Origin of the sequence: Humitalea sp. 24SJ18S-53, assembly GCF_050632385.1 — a bacterium.
Classification (GTDB): Bacteria; Pseudomonadota; Alphaproteobacteria; order Acetobacterales; family Acetobacteraceae; genus Humitalea.
This window is the reverse complement of the sequence record NZ_CP192599.1, coordinates 1,599,902-1,614,352: the sequence shown is the minus strand read 5'-3', so window position 1 is coordinate 1,614,352 and position 14,451 is coordinate 1,599,902. Positions and strand designations below refer to the sequence as shown.

Sequence of the window (14,451 nt, the reverse complement as noted above, 5' to 3'; positions counted from 1 at the left end):
CGGGTTGCCCGCGCGCCGCGACTGGCTGGTCCTGGCGCTGCTCGTCGGCGCGCGAGCGTTGTTCGCGATGCAGTTCCAGTCGGTCGGCGCGCTCGGCCCCGTGCTGGTGGGCGGGCTGGTGGCGGATTTCGCGGCCCTCGGCGCACTGATCGGCGCCTATCAGGTGGCGGGCTGCGTCGTGTCGCTGCCAGGGGGGGCGCTGGCGGCGCGGCTTGGCGACCGGCGCATCCTCTATGCCGGGCTGGGGCTGATGGCAGTGGGCGGGGTGATCCTGGCGGCGGCGCCGGGGGCGACGGTGGCGCTGGGCGGGCGGGTCGTCTCCGGCACCGGCGGCATCCTGTTGAACCTGATCCTGGTGAAACTGGTGATGGACCGTTTCGCCGGCGTATCCCTGCCGCTGGCGCTGGGTTGGATCCTGGCCGCCTGGCCGGCCGGCATCGCCTTGGCGCTGCTCCTGCTGCCGCTGCTGGCCGAGGGTCTTGGCTGGCGCGGCGCCATGGCGCTTCTGGCCGCGATGGCCGCCCTTCTGCTGCTGGCGGTGCCGGCCATCCAGGCGGGCGGGCCGGCCCCTGTGGCGGCGTCCTCCGCCAGGCCGCCCAACTGGCCGGCCCTGCTGGCCATCGCGACGGGCTGGATGGCGTTCAATGCGGCGCTGATCCTGCTGCTCAGCTTCGCGCCGGCCATGTTCACCGCCCAGGATGTACCGCCCGCCGAGGCCGGCCGCCTGGCCAGCCTGGCCAGTTGGGTGGCGACGGTGACGGTGGTGCTGGGCGGCTGGGTCGCAGCGCGCGTCGGCCGGCCCATCCTGCTGCCGGTGCTGTGCATCGGTGTCGGGGCGCTGTGCTGCCAGCTTGTGGCGGTGCTGCCCTCCGGTCCCGCCAATACGCTGGCGCTGATCGGTTTCGGCCTGTTCGGCGGGCTGGCGGGCGCGCCGCTCTTCGCCCTGGCCGCCCAGGTGCTGCCGCCCGCCGCGCGGGTTTTTGGCATGGGGGCCTTCTACACCGTCTACTACCTCGGCGTGACTTTCCTGCCCCCACTCGCCGGCTGGGCGCGGGACATCACCGCCGACCCGGCCGCCCCGATCCAGGTGGCAACGGCGTGCTGCGGCCTGGCAATCGTGTCGCTGCTGGCTTTTGCCTGGCTGCGTTCGCGCCCTGCGTCAGAGCAGCCCGCGCCCCCGTAGCACATCCGCCAGCCCGGCCTCCGACGTGTATTGCCAGGCCGACAGCCCCGCCGCCTGCGCGCCCCGGACGTTCTCGGCCAGGTCGTCGATGAACAGGGTCTCGGCGGGCGCGGCGCCCAGGCGGTGCAGACAGGCCAGGAAACAGGCCGGGTCCGGCTTGGCCAGGCCCAGGCCGCCCGAGGTGAAGATCGCCTCGCCGAACAGCGGGCGCAGTTCCGGGAACAGCCGGTCGATATGCGTGCCGACCAGCGATGTGTTGTTGGTCAGCACGGCGATCGGTGTGCGCAGCGCCGCCACCATCGCCAGCACGCCCGGCCGCGCGGTCATGGCGGCACCGCGGGCGGTCAGCCATTCCTCCTCGGTCAACGGATGGCCCAGCGCGTCGCCACAGGCCGCGAGATAGGCCGCGGCATCCAGGGTGCCCGCATCGGCCGCGGCCTCGATCCCGCCACCCCAGATGGCGGCTTCCACATCCTGTGGCCTGCGCCCGCTGACGGCCGCCAGATGCGCGCAACGCACGTCGCGACGGTAGTCGCAAAGCACGTCGTCCATGTCGAACAGGACCATCATCCGGGCAGCCTCGGCAGCACCAGGGCCGAGTCCTGGGTGTGCAATTCGTAAAAGATCGGCACCGTCTCCATCGCCGTCGCGGCCCGCGGGTCCGTGCCGGTGCCGGGATTGACCGGATAGGCCGGGAAGGCCGCGCCGGCGATCGACAGGCGCAGGCGTTCGCCGGGGGCCAGGGTGATGCAGGTGGGCGTCATCTCGACCACCACGCTGCCACCGTCCGGCACGTGCCGATAGCCACTGGTCAGCACCATCGCGCGCCCATCCGGCCGGACCACCGACAACACGGCCGATACGTCGAAGGACGGCGCATCGGCCGCCATGGCCAGTTCCACCCGCACGACGCCCAGGATGGTCAGGGGTGCTGCCAAGGGCGTGCCGGTGAACGCCAGCACATCGGTGCGCTGGTCGATCTCACTGCGGTCCATCAGCGGCGGGGTCGATGGCACGGGGCGATAGGGGTCGTGGACAAAGCGCTCGGTCGAGGCCGCCGCCGATTGCCCCGACAATGCGCCCTCGCGCACCGCCACCCGGCCATCCCCGGCCAGGTGCAGCCTATGCGGCAGCGTCCGGGGCCAGGCCGGGAAGTCGCGCCAGGCCTTGGTGCCGAGGTCGAACACCCGCGCGCCAACAACCGGCGGCCCGCCGCGCCCCTTCAGCGCCCAGTCGAACCAGGCGATGTGCAGCGCATCCATGTCGCCCAGCGCGGCCGGGCCGAAATCCTGGCCCGACTGGCGCGGCGCCCAGGCCAGATGCGTCCAGGGCCCGATGACCAGCGCCTGCGGCGCCGCGGCGACCCCGGCCAGCGCGTGGTAGCCGCCCCAGGTGCCGGACAGGTTGTAGTCGAACCACCCCCCCGAATGCAGCGCCGGGACGGCGAAGCGCGTGGGGTCGATCCGGCGCGATGGCGACACGCGGCCCCAATAGGGGTCGCCGGGGGGGCGGCTGCGCCATTCCTCGTAATGGTGCTGGTCGGCCGTGCGCGCCAGGATCTCCGGGCAGGCAGGGGTCGTGCCGTCGTAGCGCGGTGCGTTCGTCCAGGCGGTCAGCGCCGCATGGCCCGCGACATCGCCCCGGCGCCGGGCCTCCAGCGCGCCCATCTGCGCCGCCCACCCGCCGCAGCCCGCCATGGCGAAGGCCCCGCCATCGGCGGATTTTTCCGCATACACATCCCAGACCGACATGGATGGCGTGATCGCGCCAAGCGCGGCCGGCGCCTGGGACGCCGCCAGCAATTGCGACGCCCCCTGGTAGGAAAACCCATACATCCCGACCCGGCCGCTGCTGCCCGGCAGGCCGGCGGCCCAGGCGACGGCTTCGGCGCCGTCCTCGGCCTCATTCGCGTAGACGATGAAGTGGCCTTCGCTGCTGCCCGCGCCGCGCACATCCTGCACCACGACGATAAAGCCCTGCGCCGCATACCAGGCCGGATGGGCCAGGGTGACGGTGCTGGCGATGGCCCGCCCATAGGGCTGGCGCATCAGCAGCACCGGATGCGGGCCGGGGCCGGAGGGGCGCCAGATGGACGCATCCAGCCGGGTGCCATCCGACAGCCGCATCGAGCGGGTTTCGCTGGGGGTCATGCCCGGGCCGGGCGGTGGTGCGGCATGGTGTTCGCTCGTGGATCGTGTCCTGGCGGTTTAGGCAATCGCCGTGCCGTCACCGGCCGGGGCTTCCCGTCGCGCCCGCCGCGCCCTACACGGCGCGCGTGAAGACCTCCTGGCCCAATGCCCTGTTCGTGGATCATGCGGCGCTGCGGATCCCCTGGCGCAACTGGGGCGTCGTGGCGCCGGGGCGGCTGTATCGCTCGAACCACCCCCTGCCCTTCCAGATCGCGGCGGCGGCGCGCCGGCATGGGCTGAAGACGGTGATCAACCTGCGTGGCCAGCGGCCAGATTGCGGCGCCGACGCGCTGTCGCGCCAGGCGGCGGCGGACCTGGGGTTGGCCCATGTCGACGCCCCCTTCGAATCGCGCGGGGCGCCGCATAAGGACCGCATCCTGCGGCTTGCCGACATCTATGCGCGGGTCGAGGAACCGATCCTGATCCACTGCAAGTCAGGCGCGGATCGCACCGGCCTGGGCGCGGGACTGTGGCTGCTGCTGAACGGCCGCCCGCCCGAGGAAGCGCTGGCGCAGATGTCGCTCCGCTGGGGCCATGTCGCGGCCAGCCGCACCGGCATCCTGGACGCGTTTTTCCGCGCCTATGCCGCGGCCTGGCCGAAGCCGTTCCTGGACTGGCTGCGCGAGGATTACGACGAGGCCGCCCTGCGTGCGTCCTTCACCAGCCGCCCCTGGGCGGACCGGCTGGTGGATGGGGTGCTGCGGCGGGAGTAGGAGGGCAGCCTTAACCGCGCCCGCGGCGGGGCGCATCCGGCGCGACCGCCCCCGCCGGGCGCCCGGCATCGAAGCCCAAGAACCCCGCATCCGGCTGCGGCGCCCCGCCGTCATTGGCCCAGAGGCGCGGCTGAAGAACGGGCTGCACCACGCTGCCGCGCGGCGCGTTGCGCGGCGGGACCGTCATCGCGGCGGCGGCGGACCGCCCACGGCCCGGCGGCGGGGCGGCCATGTCGGCCCCCAGCGACGGTGTGGCCAGGTTGGCCCCTGTCGGTGCCCGCATCTGCGGCCCCACCGTCCCGCGCGCCGACAGCAGGAAGAACGCGATGTCGTTGCGCCCCTGGTCGACGGCGGCATCGATCGGCGTCAGCCCCAAGGGGTTGCGCGACCCCAGGTCGGCGCCACGCCCCACCGCATCGCGGGCGGCGGCGATGTCGCCACGATTGATCGCATCGAACAGCATCGCATTCGGCGCCAGGTTCTGCCCCGGCTCGGCCGGGATCGGCTGGATGGCGGGCCGCGATGCCAGCCCAGGCAGCGCGACCGGCGCGCTTTGCCGCTGCGGCCCGACCGGCACGCTGGGGTCGCGCGTCGGGGCACGCATGCCGGTCCCCTGGGACCAGGCCGGGTCGGCCAATGCCGGCAGCACGAGGATGGCGAGGAATGGCAGGACACGCTTGTTCATGCCTGGCATCCTAGGACGTCCGCCAGCGCCTCGCCAGCGCCGATCGGCTTGCGCGGGTGCGGTCTATAGGTGCTTCAATGCTCCGAAGAAAAAATTGGGAAGGATGTCGTCCATGGGTGTCGAATTTGCCTCCGAACGCCGCCTGCTGGCGGAAGACGAAATCGCGATGGTGATGCGCAGCCATTTCCCCGAGCTGGACGCCGCCTCGCACGAGGATCTGGTGGGGCTGGCGCAATGGCTGCGGGCACGGCGAGGACGGGCGCGGGACATCGTGCAGGGCCGCCGCCGCATCCAGCGCGGTAAGGCCGACACGCGCGGCACCGCCACGGAAACCGCCAGCGAACGCGGCCTGGCCGCGAAGAAGCAGGTTTTTTCGCGCGGCTTGAAGCGCGTGAACACGCGCCTGGCGGCCCTTTCGGCGCAGGCACGGCGCGAACGGGCGGTGGAATCGATGCGCGCGGCACTGGCGCGCCAGCAGCAGACCCCGGTGCATCACCCAGCGCCTGGCGCGACGGGCCACGCGGGGATGACGCCCAAACGCAGCGGCATGCGCCGCGGCATCATCACCGGCGGGCGTATCGGCAGCACGTCCCAGGCTGGGCGCAACGCCCAGGCGGCACGGGATTCACGCGGCTAAGCCCGTCGCGCTACCAGCAGCCATCACCACGCAGGGTGAAGGATTCGGCACGGCCATCGTGCGGTGGCTGACGCCGCTACCAGCACCCGTCACCACGCAGGGTGAAGGATTCGGCACGGCCATCACGTATCGCAAACGTGATGCCGCAACTGGCGGTGACAACGGTGGAGCCGACATACCCCCCGCCCCCGCGCCAGCCGTAGTAGCCAAACCCGGCGCCAGCACCAAAAGCATAAGGCGCCGGCACGGCGAGCAGGCGCTGCTGGTCGAATTCCAGGAAGCGCCGCCCGTCTTCATCGTAGATCCGCAGCGGCACGCCGAGCGCCGCCACCAGATCCGGTTCGGGCTGGCCGATATAGACCGACAGGCGCTGCGCCAGGCTCGGCCCGGTCGCGCAAGCGGCAAGGATGGGCAGGGCGAAGACAACCGCGCGTAAAGCTTTCATGGCGACGTATTTGGCCCCGCGCCGCCGGCTGCGCAATGATCCGCCCGCTACCGCCCTTCGCGCCGCCAACCAACCAGCAACAGCCCAAGCACCAGCGGCAGCGCCGCCCAGGGCGGCAGCAAGGGCGTCGCGGAGACCCCGGTCACCGTATGGTCCTGGTTCCGCCGAAGCCCGATCCATCCCGGCCCCGCCGCATCGCGCCCGAGCGCCACGCGGCGGATATCCGGGATCAGCGGTTCCACCCATGCCCCCATCCAGCGCACGGCCCCACCGCCGGCCGTCACCGCCGGCCGCAGTCGTGCCTCATCGGCGCGCAGGTCGGCGATCTCGGGCGGGTTGGCGGCGGCGGCGGCGGCGAAGGCGGTGCGGCGCCCGTCGGAAACCTGCCAGACACCAGGCAGCCCCGCCGCCATGTCCTGCGTCGCGCGCCCGCCCGTCCCGGGGCGCAGCACGTGGCGGGTGATGCTGCCATCGGGCGCGGTCACGGTGATTTCGGGCGGCGGGCCGGGTTCGACGCTGCGGCGCACGACCGACAGGGTGCCGCCCTCGATCCGGGCGGACAGGTCTTCTTCTTCGAGTTCCGGCTCACGCATCAGCCAATGCGCGGCGCGGCGCAGCAATTCGGCCTGGGGCCCGCCGCCGTCATGGCCGCGGGACCACAGCCAGATCTGGTCGGACAGCAGCAACGCCACCCGGCCCTCACCCACCCGGTCCAGCACCAGCAGCGGCGCGGCACCAGGGGCGGACATCACCGTGGTGCCGGCGCGGGGTTCGGCGCGCAGCCAGCGATACCACTGGCCCCAGCTTGGCGGCGCGGCATCCTGGTTGGCCTGGGGCAGGCCCTCGGTCACGGGGTGGCGGGCACCGGCTTCGGTCACCTGGGCGCGGAAGGCGCCTTCCGCCACCGCCTGTCCGCCACCCACCGGACGCGCCGGCAGCACCTGGCCGAGAGGCGTCGGGAACAGGCTGGTCGGCCCCGAGTATTCCGGCCCGACCGACATCAGCAGCGCGCCCCCCTGGCGCACGTAATCGGCGATGTTCCGCAGATAGGCCGGCGGCAGCAGCCCACGATTGGCGAAGCGATCGAAGACCACGAGGTCGAAATCGCGCAGCTTCACCTGGAACAATTCGCGCACCGGAAAGGCGATCAGTGCCAATTCGTTCAGCGGCGTCAGGTCGTCTTTTTCCGGCGGCCGCAGGATGGTGAAATGCACGAGGTCGACGTTGGGATCGGCCTTCAACAACCGCCGCCAGGTGCGTTCGCCGGCATGCGGTTCGCCCGACACCAGCAACACCCGCAACCGGTCGCGCACGCCATTGATCGTGACGACGGCACGATTGTTGACGTCTGAGACCTCGCCCTCCCGCACCTCGGCCGAGAGTTCCAGCACAGTCGGGCCGCCGCGTTCGATCGGCACGGTCACGCGGTGTTCGCGACCGACCGGCACGCTTTCGACGCGGGGCGCCTGGCCGTCGCGACGGATGGTCAGGCGGGCGGCGCCATCGGCGCGTGCGACGCCCAGATCCTCGACGACCAGCCGAACCTCGACGCTACGGCCGACGATGCCGAAGCCCGGCGCCTCGATGATGCGGATGCGGCGATCGATTTCGCCCGGCCGCCCGGCCAGCAGCAGATGAAAGGGCGCGCCGGGGGCCGGATCGGTCGGCGCGTCATGCGCCTGGCCATCGGTCAGGGCCAGGATGCCGGCCAGCCGCGCGCGCGGGATTTCGGCCAGCGCGCGTTCCAGCGCGCCCCACAGAAGCGTGCCCTGGGTGCCGGCTTCCGGCACCGCGACGATGCGGGTTTCCAGGTCCGGCAAGCGCGACATGCGCTGGGTGACTGCGGTGCGGGCGGCGGCGATCCGTGCTTCCCGCCCCGCAACGCGGGTGCTGTCGCTTTCATCCACCAGCACGACGGCGATGTCGGGCCGGGTTTCGCGGGTTTCCTCACGCAGGCGCGGGTTGCCCAGCGCGAGCAGCACGGCGGCAAAGGCCGCCGCCCGCCACCACGCGCCACGCGCGCCGCGCCAGACGGCGAAGCCCGTCGCGATCACCGCCACGGCGGCCAACGCGGCCAGCAGCCACCACGGCAAGGCCGGCGCGAAGTCGATGCCGGAGACAGTCTGGTTCATCAGTTGCCCAGCCTTTCGAGGATCGCCGGCACGTGCACCTGGTCGCCCTTGTAGTTGCCCGTCAGCGCGTACATCACGAGGTTGGTGCCAAACCTGTAAGCAAGCGTCCGCTGTCGCGCCCCGCCTGGAATGGTCGCGTAGGGATTCTGCCCACGGGCATCCATCGCCCAGGCGGCCGCCCAGTCATGCCCGCCCAGAATCACCGGGCTGACGCTGTCATTGGCGCGATCCTGTTCCCGCGCCGCCCAGACCTGCCCACCCGTGTAGCGCCCGGGCATCTCAGGCAGCAGGTAGAAGGCACGACGCAGCACATGATCGTCGGCGACCGGGGCCAGCGGCGGCACCGCGAGGTCCCGCGTGATGCGCCGCACCGCCGCCCGCGCCCCGGGCGCCATGCCTTCGCCTGATCCTTCGTCGCGCGTGTCGAACAAGACAATCCCGCCCAGCCGGAAATAGGCGTTGATCGCCGCCGCCGCGCCGGCATCCAGCGCCGCTGCCTCCGGCAGCACCGGCCAGTAGATCAGGGGGAAAAATGCGAGGTCATCCTGCCCCGGCGTCACGCCAACCGGTTCGGCCAGGGCCGCGGCGGTGCGGCGGTTCACGAAATCCGATAGGCCGACGAGCCCCTGGCGCGACACCTCATCGACCTGCGCATCGCCGGTCACGACATAGGCCAGCCGGGTGGCGAGCGCATTCGCCCCCTCCTGCGCCATCGCCGGCGTCGCCAGCAGCAGCAACATCGCCGCCACGCGGCCAAAGACGAGGTAGCCGCGCAAGCCCATCGACACGATCAGGTCCAGTGCCAGCAACAGCAGGGCGGCGGCCAGCAGCCAGGGGCCGAGATCGGCCTCGGCCGGCACGCCGCCGACGGCGCGCACCGGCACGCCGGACGGCAGCGTGGCCATGACCGGCGGCGCGATGCCCGCAGAAAGGTTCAGCGCGCGGCGTTCCGCACCCTCCCCGGCCGCGCCATACCAGCCGGGCGGCGAGCGAGGACCGGACACGGCGGTGGCGATCAGGTTCGATGGGACAGGCCCGGCCGATGGCGGCGGCAGCCCGAGCCGGCCGAACCCGTCCAGAGTTTCCAGCGGCGGCAGGGCGGCATTGCCCTCTGCCCCCGCGACGCCCGCCGATAGCCCGATCACCCGGCGCAGCATGTCCACATAGAGCCCCGACAGAGGCAGGTTCGACCAGGCGGCATTGGCGGTCACGTGCACCAGCACGATGCGACCGCGCCCGCGGGTTTCGGCGGTGACCAGCGGCGTGCCATCGGCCAGCCGCGCCCAGGTGCGTTCCGCCAGGCGCGCGACCGGTTCGGCCAGGACCTGGCGATCGACCAGCACTTCACCCGGCACCGGCAGGCCGGCGAAGGGACTGCCTTCCGGGAAGGGCGCCAGGCGCTGCGGCTGTTCCCAGGACAGCGCGGAGCCCAGCGCGCGTTCACCGGCACGCAGCGGCACGGGCAGCAGCGGGTCGGGGGTTTCGGCCAGTCGTGGCCCGGCAAAGCGCAGCAAGGTGCCGCCGCGTTCGACCCAGGTTGCGACGGTTTGCTGTTCCCGGCCCTCGGCCAGCGGCCTGTCGGCCAGGATCAGCAGCGCGAGGGGCCGGGACAGCAGGCTTTCGACACTGCCGCGCCTCAGTTCCGCATAGGGCTGTAAGGCGCGGTCGAGCCAGAAGACATCGCCTAGCAGCGCCGCATCGGCGCCCTGTTCGTCGCCCGCGATCAGCCCGACCGGCCGGCGGCGAAAGCGTTCGTCCAGCAGCATGACGCCACCAGCGCCGACGGTGCCCTCCAGGTCCAGCCGCACCACGCGGTTACGCAATTCCAGCGGCAGGTCGAGGGCGGCCTCGCCACCCATCGAACCGGCCGGCAGCGGCATGGCGGCGCGGGCCAGGGTGCGGCCTTCGGCGGTGCGGGCCAGAATCACGGCCTCGCCGGCGCTGGCGGCCGGGGTCTGGGCCAGGCGTACGATCAGGCGTTCTGGTTCGGCGCGGGGCGGCAGCAACAGGCGGGTGGGACGCTCCTCGGAGCGCGCGAGGGTCAGCGGGCCCGCGGCCGAAAGCGCGGTGGCGAGGGTCGTGAAACCATCCGGCCCCGTGGGGGCCGCAGCGGGTGGCGGCGCGGGCGCGGGCGTGGCGCGGCCGGCGGGCTGGGCATTGGGCGGCAGCGGCGCGGTCGGTTCGGGCGCGGCCACCGGCACCGGCAGGCCGTGGCGCAGCGCATCGGTCACCCACAGCACGGTGACGGCGCCATCGCCCAGGGCATTGGCGGCGCGCCAGGCCGGCAGGGATGCCGCGGCGGCGGCCGGGTCGGGTGCCCAGGGCTTGGGGCGCAGGGCGGCAAGGCGCGACCGGGCTTCTTCGGCCGGCAGCAGCGCGCCGGGGCGCGGTGCCTCGGCGGCTTCGGTCGGGGCGGTCGTCAGGATCGCGACGCGGCGGCCGCTGCGGGCGGCCGCGTCGATCGCGGCCTGGGCGACCGCCATGCGTTCCGGCCATTCCGGCGCCGCTGCCCAACCGTCATCCACCACGACCAGCAACGGCCCGTCGCCGCCCGGCGCCGCCCCTGGGCCCCAGACCGGGCGCGCCAGCGCGATGATCACCAGCGCCGCCACGATCACGCGCAGCAGCAGCAGCCACCAAGGCGTGCGGGCCGGGGTGGTTTCCGCCGCGACCAGCCCGCGCAACAGGCGCAGCACCGGGAAATCCTGGCGCTTCGGCGCCGGCGGCGTGACCCGCAGCAGCCAGTAGAGCACCGGCAAGGTCAGCAGCGCGCCCAGAACCCAAGGGGCGGCGAAGGCGACGGGGCCAAGGGTCAGCACGTCAGCCAGCCTCACCCGACAGGGAAAGCCACAGGGCCAGCAGGGCGGCCTCGGGCGGTTGGTCGGTGTGATGCGTCATCAGGTTGCAGCCATTGCTTCGTGCCACGGTCGCCAGCCCATCGCGATGCGCCGCGACCCGGCTGGTATAGGCCGCGCGCACGCCTTCGACGCGGGGCATGAGTTCAGGGGCTTCGCCGGACAGGCCTTCGAAGCGAACGCGGCCGGCGTAGGGCAAGGTTTCCTCGGCGGGGTCCAGCACCTGCACCAGCGTGCCGCGCAACCCGCGCGTGGACAAGGCCGAAAGCCGCGCCTGCCAGTCTTCCAGCGGCGCCCAGAAATCGCCGAACAAGACGACGCGGGCGTGGCGCGGCAGGCCCGGGTCCTCGGGCGCACCGCTGGCGTGGTCGAGGTCCTGCGCCAGCCGTTCCAGCGCGCCGCGCCCTGCCAAGGTGCGACCGGCGCCCAGCATCCGCACCCGTTCGCCGCCACGGATCAGCAGGGCGGCCAGGGCCAGCAGCAGCAATTCGGCGCGTTCGCGCTTGGTCGGCCGCGCCGGCGCGCCGCGCCAGGCCATGCCGGCATCATCGGCGCACCACAAGGCGACCGTCTGGGCGGCTTCGGATTCCGTCTCACGCACATACAGCCGGTCGCCGCGCGCCGACTGGCGCCAATCCACCCGTGCCGCGGCGTCGCCTTGGGCGAAAGGCCGGAACTGCCAGAAGGCATCGCCATGCCCCGGCCGCCGCCGCCCATGCACCCCCGCCCGCACCGTCGCCGCGACCCGTTCGGCCGCGACGATCAGGGGCGGTAGGCGGGCGCCCAGAGCCTCGGCGTTGGGGAGGCGGGCGACCATGTTCATGCTCAGCCGATATCCGCCGCCAGGGAAGCGATCAGGTCGGGCAGACGCAGCCCATCCGCGCGCGCGGTGAAGGACAGTGCCATGCGGTGCCGCAGCACCGGCTGGGCCAGGGCCCGCACATCGTCCAGGCTGGGCGACAGGCGCCCGTCCAGCACGGCCCGCGCGCGCGCCGCCAGCATCAGCGCCTGCGCGGCGCGGGGACCGGGGCCCCAGGCCAGGGCGCGCTTCACGGCCTCATTCGTCGTGCCTTCGGGCCGGGCGCCGCGCACCAGGGCCAGGATCGCCTCAAGCACCTTTTCGCCCACCGGGATGCGGCGGATCAGCGCCTGGGCGGCCAGCAGCTCAGCGGTGGTCAGGGCGGCTTCGGCACGGGCCTCGGTGGCGCCGGTGGTGGCCAGCAGCATGGCGCGTTCCGAATCGAGATCCGGATAGGGCACCTCGATTTCGAGCATGAAGCGGTCGAGTTGGGCTTCCGGCAGCGGATAGGTGCCTTCCTGCTCAATCGGGTTCTGCGTCGCCAGAACGTGGAAGGGCGCGGGCAGCGGATGCAAGGTGCCGCCGACCGCGACGCGGTGTTCCTGCATCGCCTGCAGCAGGGCCGATTGGGTGCGCGGGCTGGCGCGGTTGATTTCGTCGGCCATCAGCAATTGGCAGAACACCGGCCCCGGCAGGAAGCGGAAGGCGCGGCGGCCATCGGCGTCCTCTTCCAGCACTTCGGAGCCCAGGATGTCGGCGGGCATCAGGTCGGGGGTGAACTGCACGCGGCGGGCGTCGAGCCCGAGCACGGTGCCCAGGGTCTCCACCAGCTTGGTCTTGCCCAGGCCCGGCACGCCGACCAGCAGCGCATGGCCGCCGGACAGGATGGCCACCAGGGCCTGCTCGATGACCTCATCCTGGCCGAAGATGATCCGCCCAATCCCGGCCCGAACGCGGGCCAGGCGCGCGGCCAGCGCTTCGGCTTCAGCCACCGTCGCGACCGAAAGTGCGGCGCTATTCGCGTTTTGGGGGGCGGTTGCCACTTCAATCATCGCCTTACGGCTCCCTATATAGGCTCCGAACGAAGGGTTCGGGCGCCGGCGTGCCGGCTGGTTCCATCCGCACCCTGATCAGATGGGGCACAGATCACATGGGGGCAACAGCCTCGGGCGCCATGCCCCCCAAGGATGCCAACATGCTTGGTTTGGGGATGCCGGGTCACGCCGAAAACACGCCGCCACACGCAACGGTAGCAGCCACGGCGCCCCCGTTGCCCACGGCGGCGGCAGATCGCCCCCCGGTGCGCCAGCGTGCGCCCATCTGTGGCGATTTTTCGATGCGTATCGCGCGTGACGGAACGTGGTTCTATCGCGGATCGCCGATCGGACGGAAGGAACTGGTCTGTCTCTTCGCCAGTGTCCTGCGACGGGAACCGGATGGGTCCTTCTGGCTCGAAACCCCGGCCGAACGCGGCCGGATCGAGGTCGAGGACGCGCCTTTCCTGGCCGTCGAATTGTTCTGGCGCGATTGTTGTTGCGGTGACGAACCGACCGTGCCGCGGCAATGCCTGACGTTCCGCACCAACCTCGATGAAATGATCACCGCGAACGCGACCCATCCGATCACCGTGCACCTGTGCCCCACCACCCGCCAACCATCCCCCTATGTCACCGTGCGGCCGGGGCTGGAGGCGCGGATCACCCGCGCCGTCTTCTACGAACTGGTGGCGCTGGCGCAGGCAGAGCGAATCGACGGTCGCGACGTGCTGGGCGTCTGGAGCGAGGGGATCTTCTTCCCCATCGACGACCTGCCCGAGGATAGCGAACTGGCGATCGCCGCCGCGTAGCCGCTGCCCTTGCGGCGGCCGGCGGCCGGGCGCACCTGTCATCACGCATGCCATACATCGACGCCGCCGCCCGCCTGACCCGCGCCGAACTCATCCGCCGCCTGGGTGACCCGGCGCGGATGGCGCTGGCGGGGGAAACCTCCTCCGACGACGCGATGGATCTGCTCGCCAATGGGCTGGCGCCGAAGAACGCGGCCGTGCTGGTCGCAATGGTGCTGCGCCCGGACCCCACCGTCCTGCTGACCCTGCGCGCCACCACCTTGAACAGCCACGCGGGCCAGGTCGCCTTCCCGGGTGGGCGAATGGATCCGGGCGAGACCCCCGAAGCCACCGCCCTGCGCGAGGCCGCCGAGGAGGTCGGGCTGGACCCGCGCCTGCCGACCCTGATCGGCCGCCTGCCGCAGCACCTGACCGGCACCGGCTATCGCATCACCCCGGTCCTGGCGCTGTTGGAACCGCCGATCGACCTGACCCCTGCCCCGGCCGAGGTCGAGGAACCCTTCGAATACCCGCTGCACCATCTGCTGGACCCCCGGTTGCCGGAACGCGGCCAGGCGAATTTCCGTGGGCGCGACCGCCAGTTCTGGGTCTGGCCGCATGACCGTCACCATGTCTGGGGGGCGACGGCGACCATCCTGCTGAACCTGGCGCGCGTGTTGCGTGACTGATGCCCTGGCTGTTCGAGTCGCTGCTTTTCGCGACGCCCTTCGCCCTCTGGTTCATCTGGTGGCGCAAGCATCCGGGTGGTGAGCCGACGACGCAGTTACTGGCCGTGGCCGTCCTTGGCGTCGGGCTTGCGATCGCCGGCGCCATTGCCTACGGGCTGCACCGCAGCCTGGAGCCGGGCACCGTCTATATCGCGCCACACATGGCGCCCGATGGACATATCGAACCTGGCCATGCGGAGCGCCGACGCTGACCGACGATCCCCACGACCAGATCCCGCCGCCCGCTATCCTGCGCCACG

At 72.2% G+C, this 14,451-nt stretch carries 14 protein-coding genes; 6 read left to right on the top strand and 8 right to left on the bottom strand.

Features of this window, described 5'->3' with window-relative positions:
* Positions 1 to 4: 4 nt before the first annotated feature.
* Complete coding sequence (locus ACQW02_RS07815) at positions 5 to 1,183, top strand: MFS transporter (protein WP_431284706.1); 1,179 nt, start codon at positions 5 to 7, stop codon at positions 1,181 to 1,183.
* Here ACQW02_RS07815 and ACQW02_RS07810 read toward each other — a convergent pair.
* The gene (locus ACQW02_RS07810) at positions 1,160 to 1,753 is read right to left on the bottom strand and encodes an HAD family hydrolase (protein ID WP_431284705.1); all 594 of its coding nucleotides are present in this window, start codon (positions 1,751 to 1,753) and stop codon (positions 1,160 to 1,162) included. The genes ACQW02_RS07815 and ACQW02_RS07810 overlap by 24 nt on opposite strands.
* Complete coding sequence (locus ACQW02_RS07805) at positions 1,750 to 3,333, bottom strand: CocE/NonD family hydrolase (protein ID WP_431284704.1); 1,584 nt, start codon at positions 3,331 to 3,333, stop codon at positions 1,750 to 1,752. The genes ACQW02_RS07810 and ACQW02_RS07805 overlap by 4 nt, the downstream gene beginning before the upstream one ends.
* A 125-nt stretch (positions 3,334 to 3,458) precedes the next feature.
* Between ACQW02_RS07805 and ACQW02_RS07800 the strand changes: the two genes are divergently transcribed.
* Positions 3,459 to 4,085, top strand: coding sequence for a tyrosine-protein phosphatase (locus ACQW02_RS07800; protein ID WP_431284703.1), 627 nt, complete (start codon positions 3,459 to 3,461; stop codon positions 4,083 to 4,085).
* Positions 4,086 to 4,095: 10 nt separating this feature from the next.
* Here the strand turns inward: ACQW02_RS07800 and ACQW02_RS07795 are convergent, their stop codons facing one another.
* Complete coding sequence (locus ACQW02_RS07795) at positions 4,096 to 4,770, bottom strand: hypothetical protein (protein WP_431284702.1); 675 nt, start codon at positions 4,768 to 4,770, stop codon at positions 4,096 to 4,098.
* 112 nt (positions 4,771 to 4,882) lie between these two features.
* On the opposite strand from ACQW02_RS07795, the gene ACQW02_RS07790 reads away from it, so the two are divergent.
* The gene (locus ACQW02_RS07790; RefSeq protein ID WP_431284701.1) at positions 4,883 to 5,407 is read left to right on the top strand and encodes a hypothetical protein; all 525 of its coding nucleotides are present in this window, start codon (positions 4,883 to 4,885) and stop codon (positions 5,405 to 5,407) included.
* A gap of 76 nt (positions 5,408 to 5,483) precedes the next feature.
* On the opposite strand, the gene ACQW02_RS07785 is transcribed toward ACQW02_RS07790, so the two are convergent.
* The 5 genes from ACQW02_RS07785 to ACQW02_RS07765 are packed head-to-tail and all read right to left on the bottom strand — an operon-like array spanning position 5,484 to position 12,690.
* Positions 5,484 to 5,852, bottom strand: a complete 369-nt coding sequence (locus ACQW02_RS07785; protein WP_431284700.1) for a hypothetical protein — start codon at positions 5,850 to 5,852, stop codon at positions 5,484 to 5,486.
* 47 nt (positions 5,853 to 5,899) lie between these two features.
* A complete protein-coding gene (locus ACQW02_RS07780; RefSeq protein ID WP_431284699.1) occupies positions 5,900 to 7,984 on the bottom strand; it encodes a hypothetical protein in 2,085 nt (694 codons plus the stop codon).
* Entirely contained in the window at positions 7,984 to 10,803 is a 2,820-nt protein-coding gene (locus tag ACQW02_RS07775) for a DUF4159 domain-containing protein (RefSeq protein ID WP_431284698.1), read from the bottom strand. Before ACQW02_RS07775 ends, ACQW02_RS07780 begins: the two co-directional genes overlap by 1 nt.
* Before the next feature lies 1 nt (position 10,804).
* Positions 10,805 to 11,662, bottom strand: a complete 858-nt coding sequence (locus ACQW02_RS07770) for a DUF58 domain-containing protein (protein WP_431284697.1) — start codon at positions 11,660 to 11,662, stop codon at positions 10,805 to 10,807.
* Positions 11,663 to 11,664: 2 nt separating this feature from the next.
* Positions 11,665 to 12,690 carry an AAA family ATPase gene (locus tag ACQW02_RS07765; protein ID WP_431284696.1) on the bottom strand — a complete coding sequence of 342 codons (1,026 nt, stop codon included), beginning with the start codon at positions 12,688 to 12,690 and terminating at the stop codon, positions 11,665 to 11,667.
* 284 nt (positions 12,691 to 12,974) lie between these two features.
* Here ACQW02_RS07765 and ACQW02_RS07760 point away from each other — a divergent pair, with 284 nt between their 5' ends.
* Genes ACQW02_RS07760 through ACQW02_RS07750 form a run of 3 tightly spaced genes read left to right on the top strand, consistent with a single transcriptional unit; the run spans position 12,975 to position 14,403 of the window.
* On the top strand, positions 12,975 to 13,484 hold the full coding sequence (locus ACQW02_RS07760) for a DUF1285 domain-containing protein (protein WP_431284695.1): 510 nt from the start codon (positions 12,975 to 12,977) through the stop codon (positions 13,482 to 13,484).
* A 47-nt stretch (positions 13,485 to 13,531) separates the two neighbouring features.
* On the top strand, positions 13,532 to 14,152 hold the full coding sequence (locus ACQW02_RS07755; RefSeq protein WP_431284694.1) for a CoA pyrophosphatase: 621 nt from the start codon (positions 13,532 to 13,534) through the stop codon (positions 14,150 to 14,152).
* Positions 14,152 to 14,403: a hypothetical protein gene (locus ACQW02_RS07750; RefSeq protein WP_431284693.1), complete on the top strand. Its 252-nt coding sequence runs from the start codon at positions 14,152 to 14,154 to the stop codon at positions 14,401 to 14,403. Before ACQW02_RS07755 ends, ACQW02_RS07750 begins: the two co-directional genes overlap by 1 nt.
* Positions 14,404 to 14,451: the final 48 nt, after the last annotated feature.

Bases quoted from the DNA above. Each gene is read 5' to 3' on its own strand.
- ACQW02_RS07750 (WP_431284693.1), top strand. From the start codon at position 14,152: ATGCCCTGGCTGTTCGAGTCGCTGCTTTTCGCGACGCCCTTCGCCCTC.
- ACQW02_RS07770 (WP_431284697.1), bottom strand. From the start codon at position 11,662: ATGAACATGGTCGCCCGCCTCCCCAACGCCGAGGCTCTGGGCGCCCGC.
- ACQW02_RS07785 (WP_431284700.1), bottom strand. From the start codon at position 5,852: ATGAAAGCTTTACGCGCGGTTGTCTTCGCCCTGCCCATCCTTGCCGCT.
- ACQW02_RS07795 (WP_431284702.1), bottom strand. From the start codon at position 4,770: ATGAACAAGCGTGTCCTGCCATTCCTCGCCATCCTCGTGCTGCCGGCA.
- ACQW02_RS07805 (WP_431284704.1), bottom strand. From the start codon at position 3,333: ATGACCCCCAGCGAAACCCGCTCGATGCGGCTGTCGGATGGCACCCGG.
- ACQW02_RS07760 (WP_431284695.1), top strand. From the start codon at position 12,975: ATGCGTATCGCGCGTGACGGAACGTGGTTCTATCGCGGATCGCCGATC.
- ACQW02_RS07755 (WP_431284694.1), top strand. From the start codon at position 13,532: ATGCCATACATCGACGCCGCCGCCCGCCTGACCCGCGCCGAACTCATC.
- ACQW02_RS07810 (WP_431284705.1), bottom strand. From the start codon at position 1,753: ATGATGGTCCTGTTCGACATGGACGACGTGCTTTGCGACTACCGTCGC.
- ACQW02_RS07790 (WP_431284701.1), top strand. From the start codon at position 4,883: ATGGGTGTCGAATTTGCCTCCGAACGCCGCCTGCTGGCGGAAGACGAA.
- ACQW02_RS07780 (WP_431284699.1), bottom strand. From the start codon at position 7,984: ATGAACCAGACTGTCTCCGGCATCGACTTCGCGCCGGCCTTGCCGTGG.
- ACQW02_RS07765 (WP_431284696.1), bottom strand. From the start codon at position 12,690: ATGATTGAAGTGGCAACCGCCCCCCAAAACGCGAATAGCGCCGCACTT.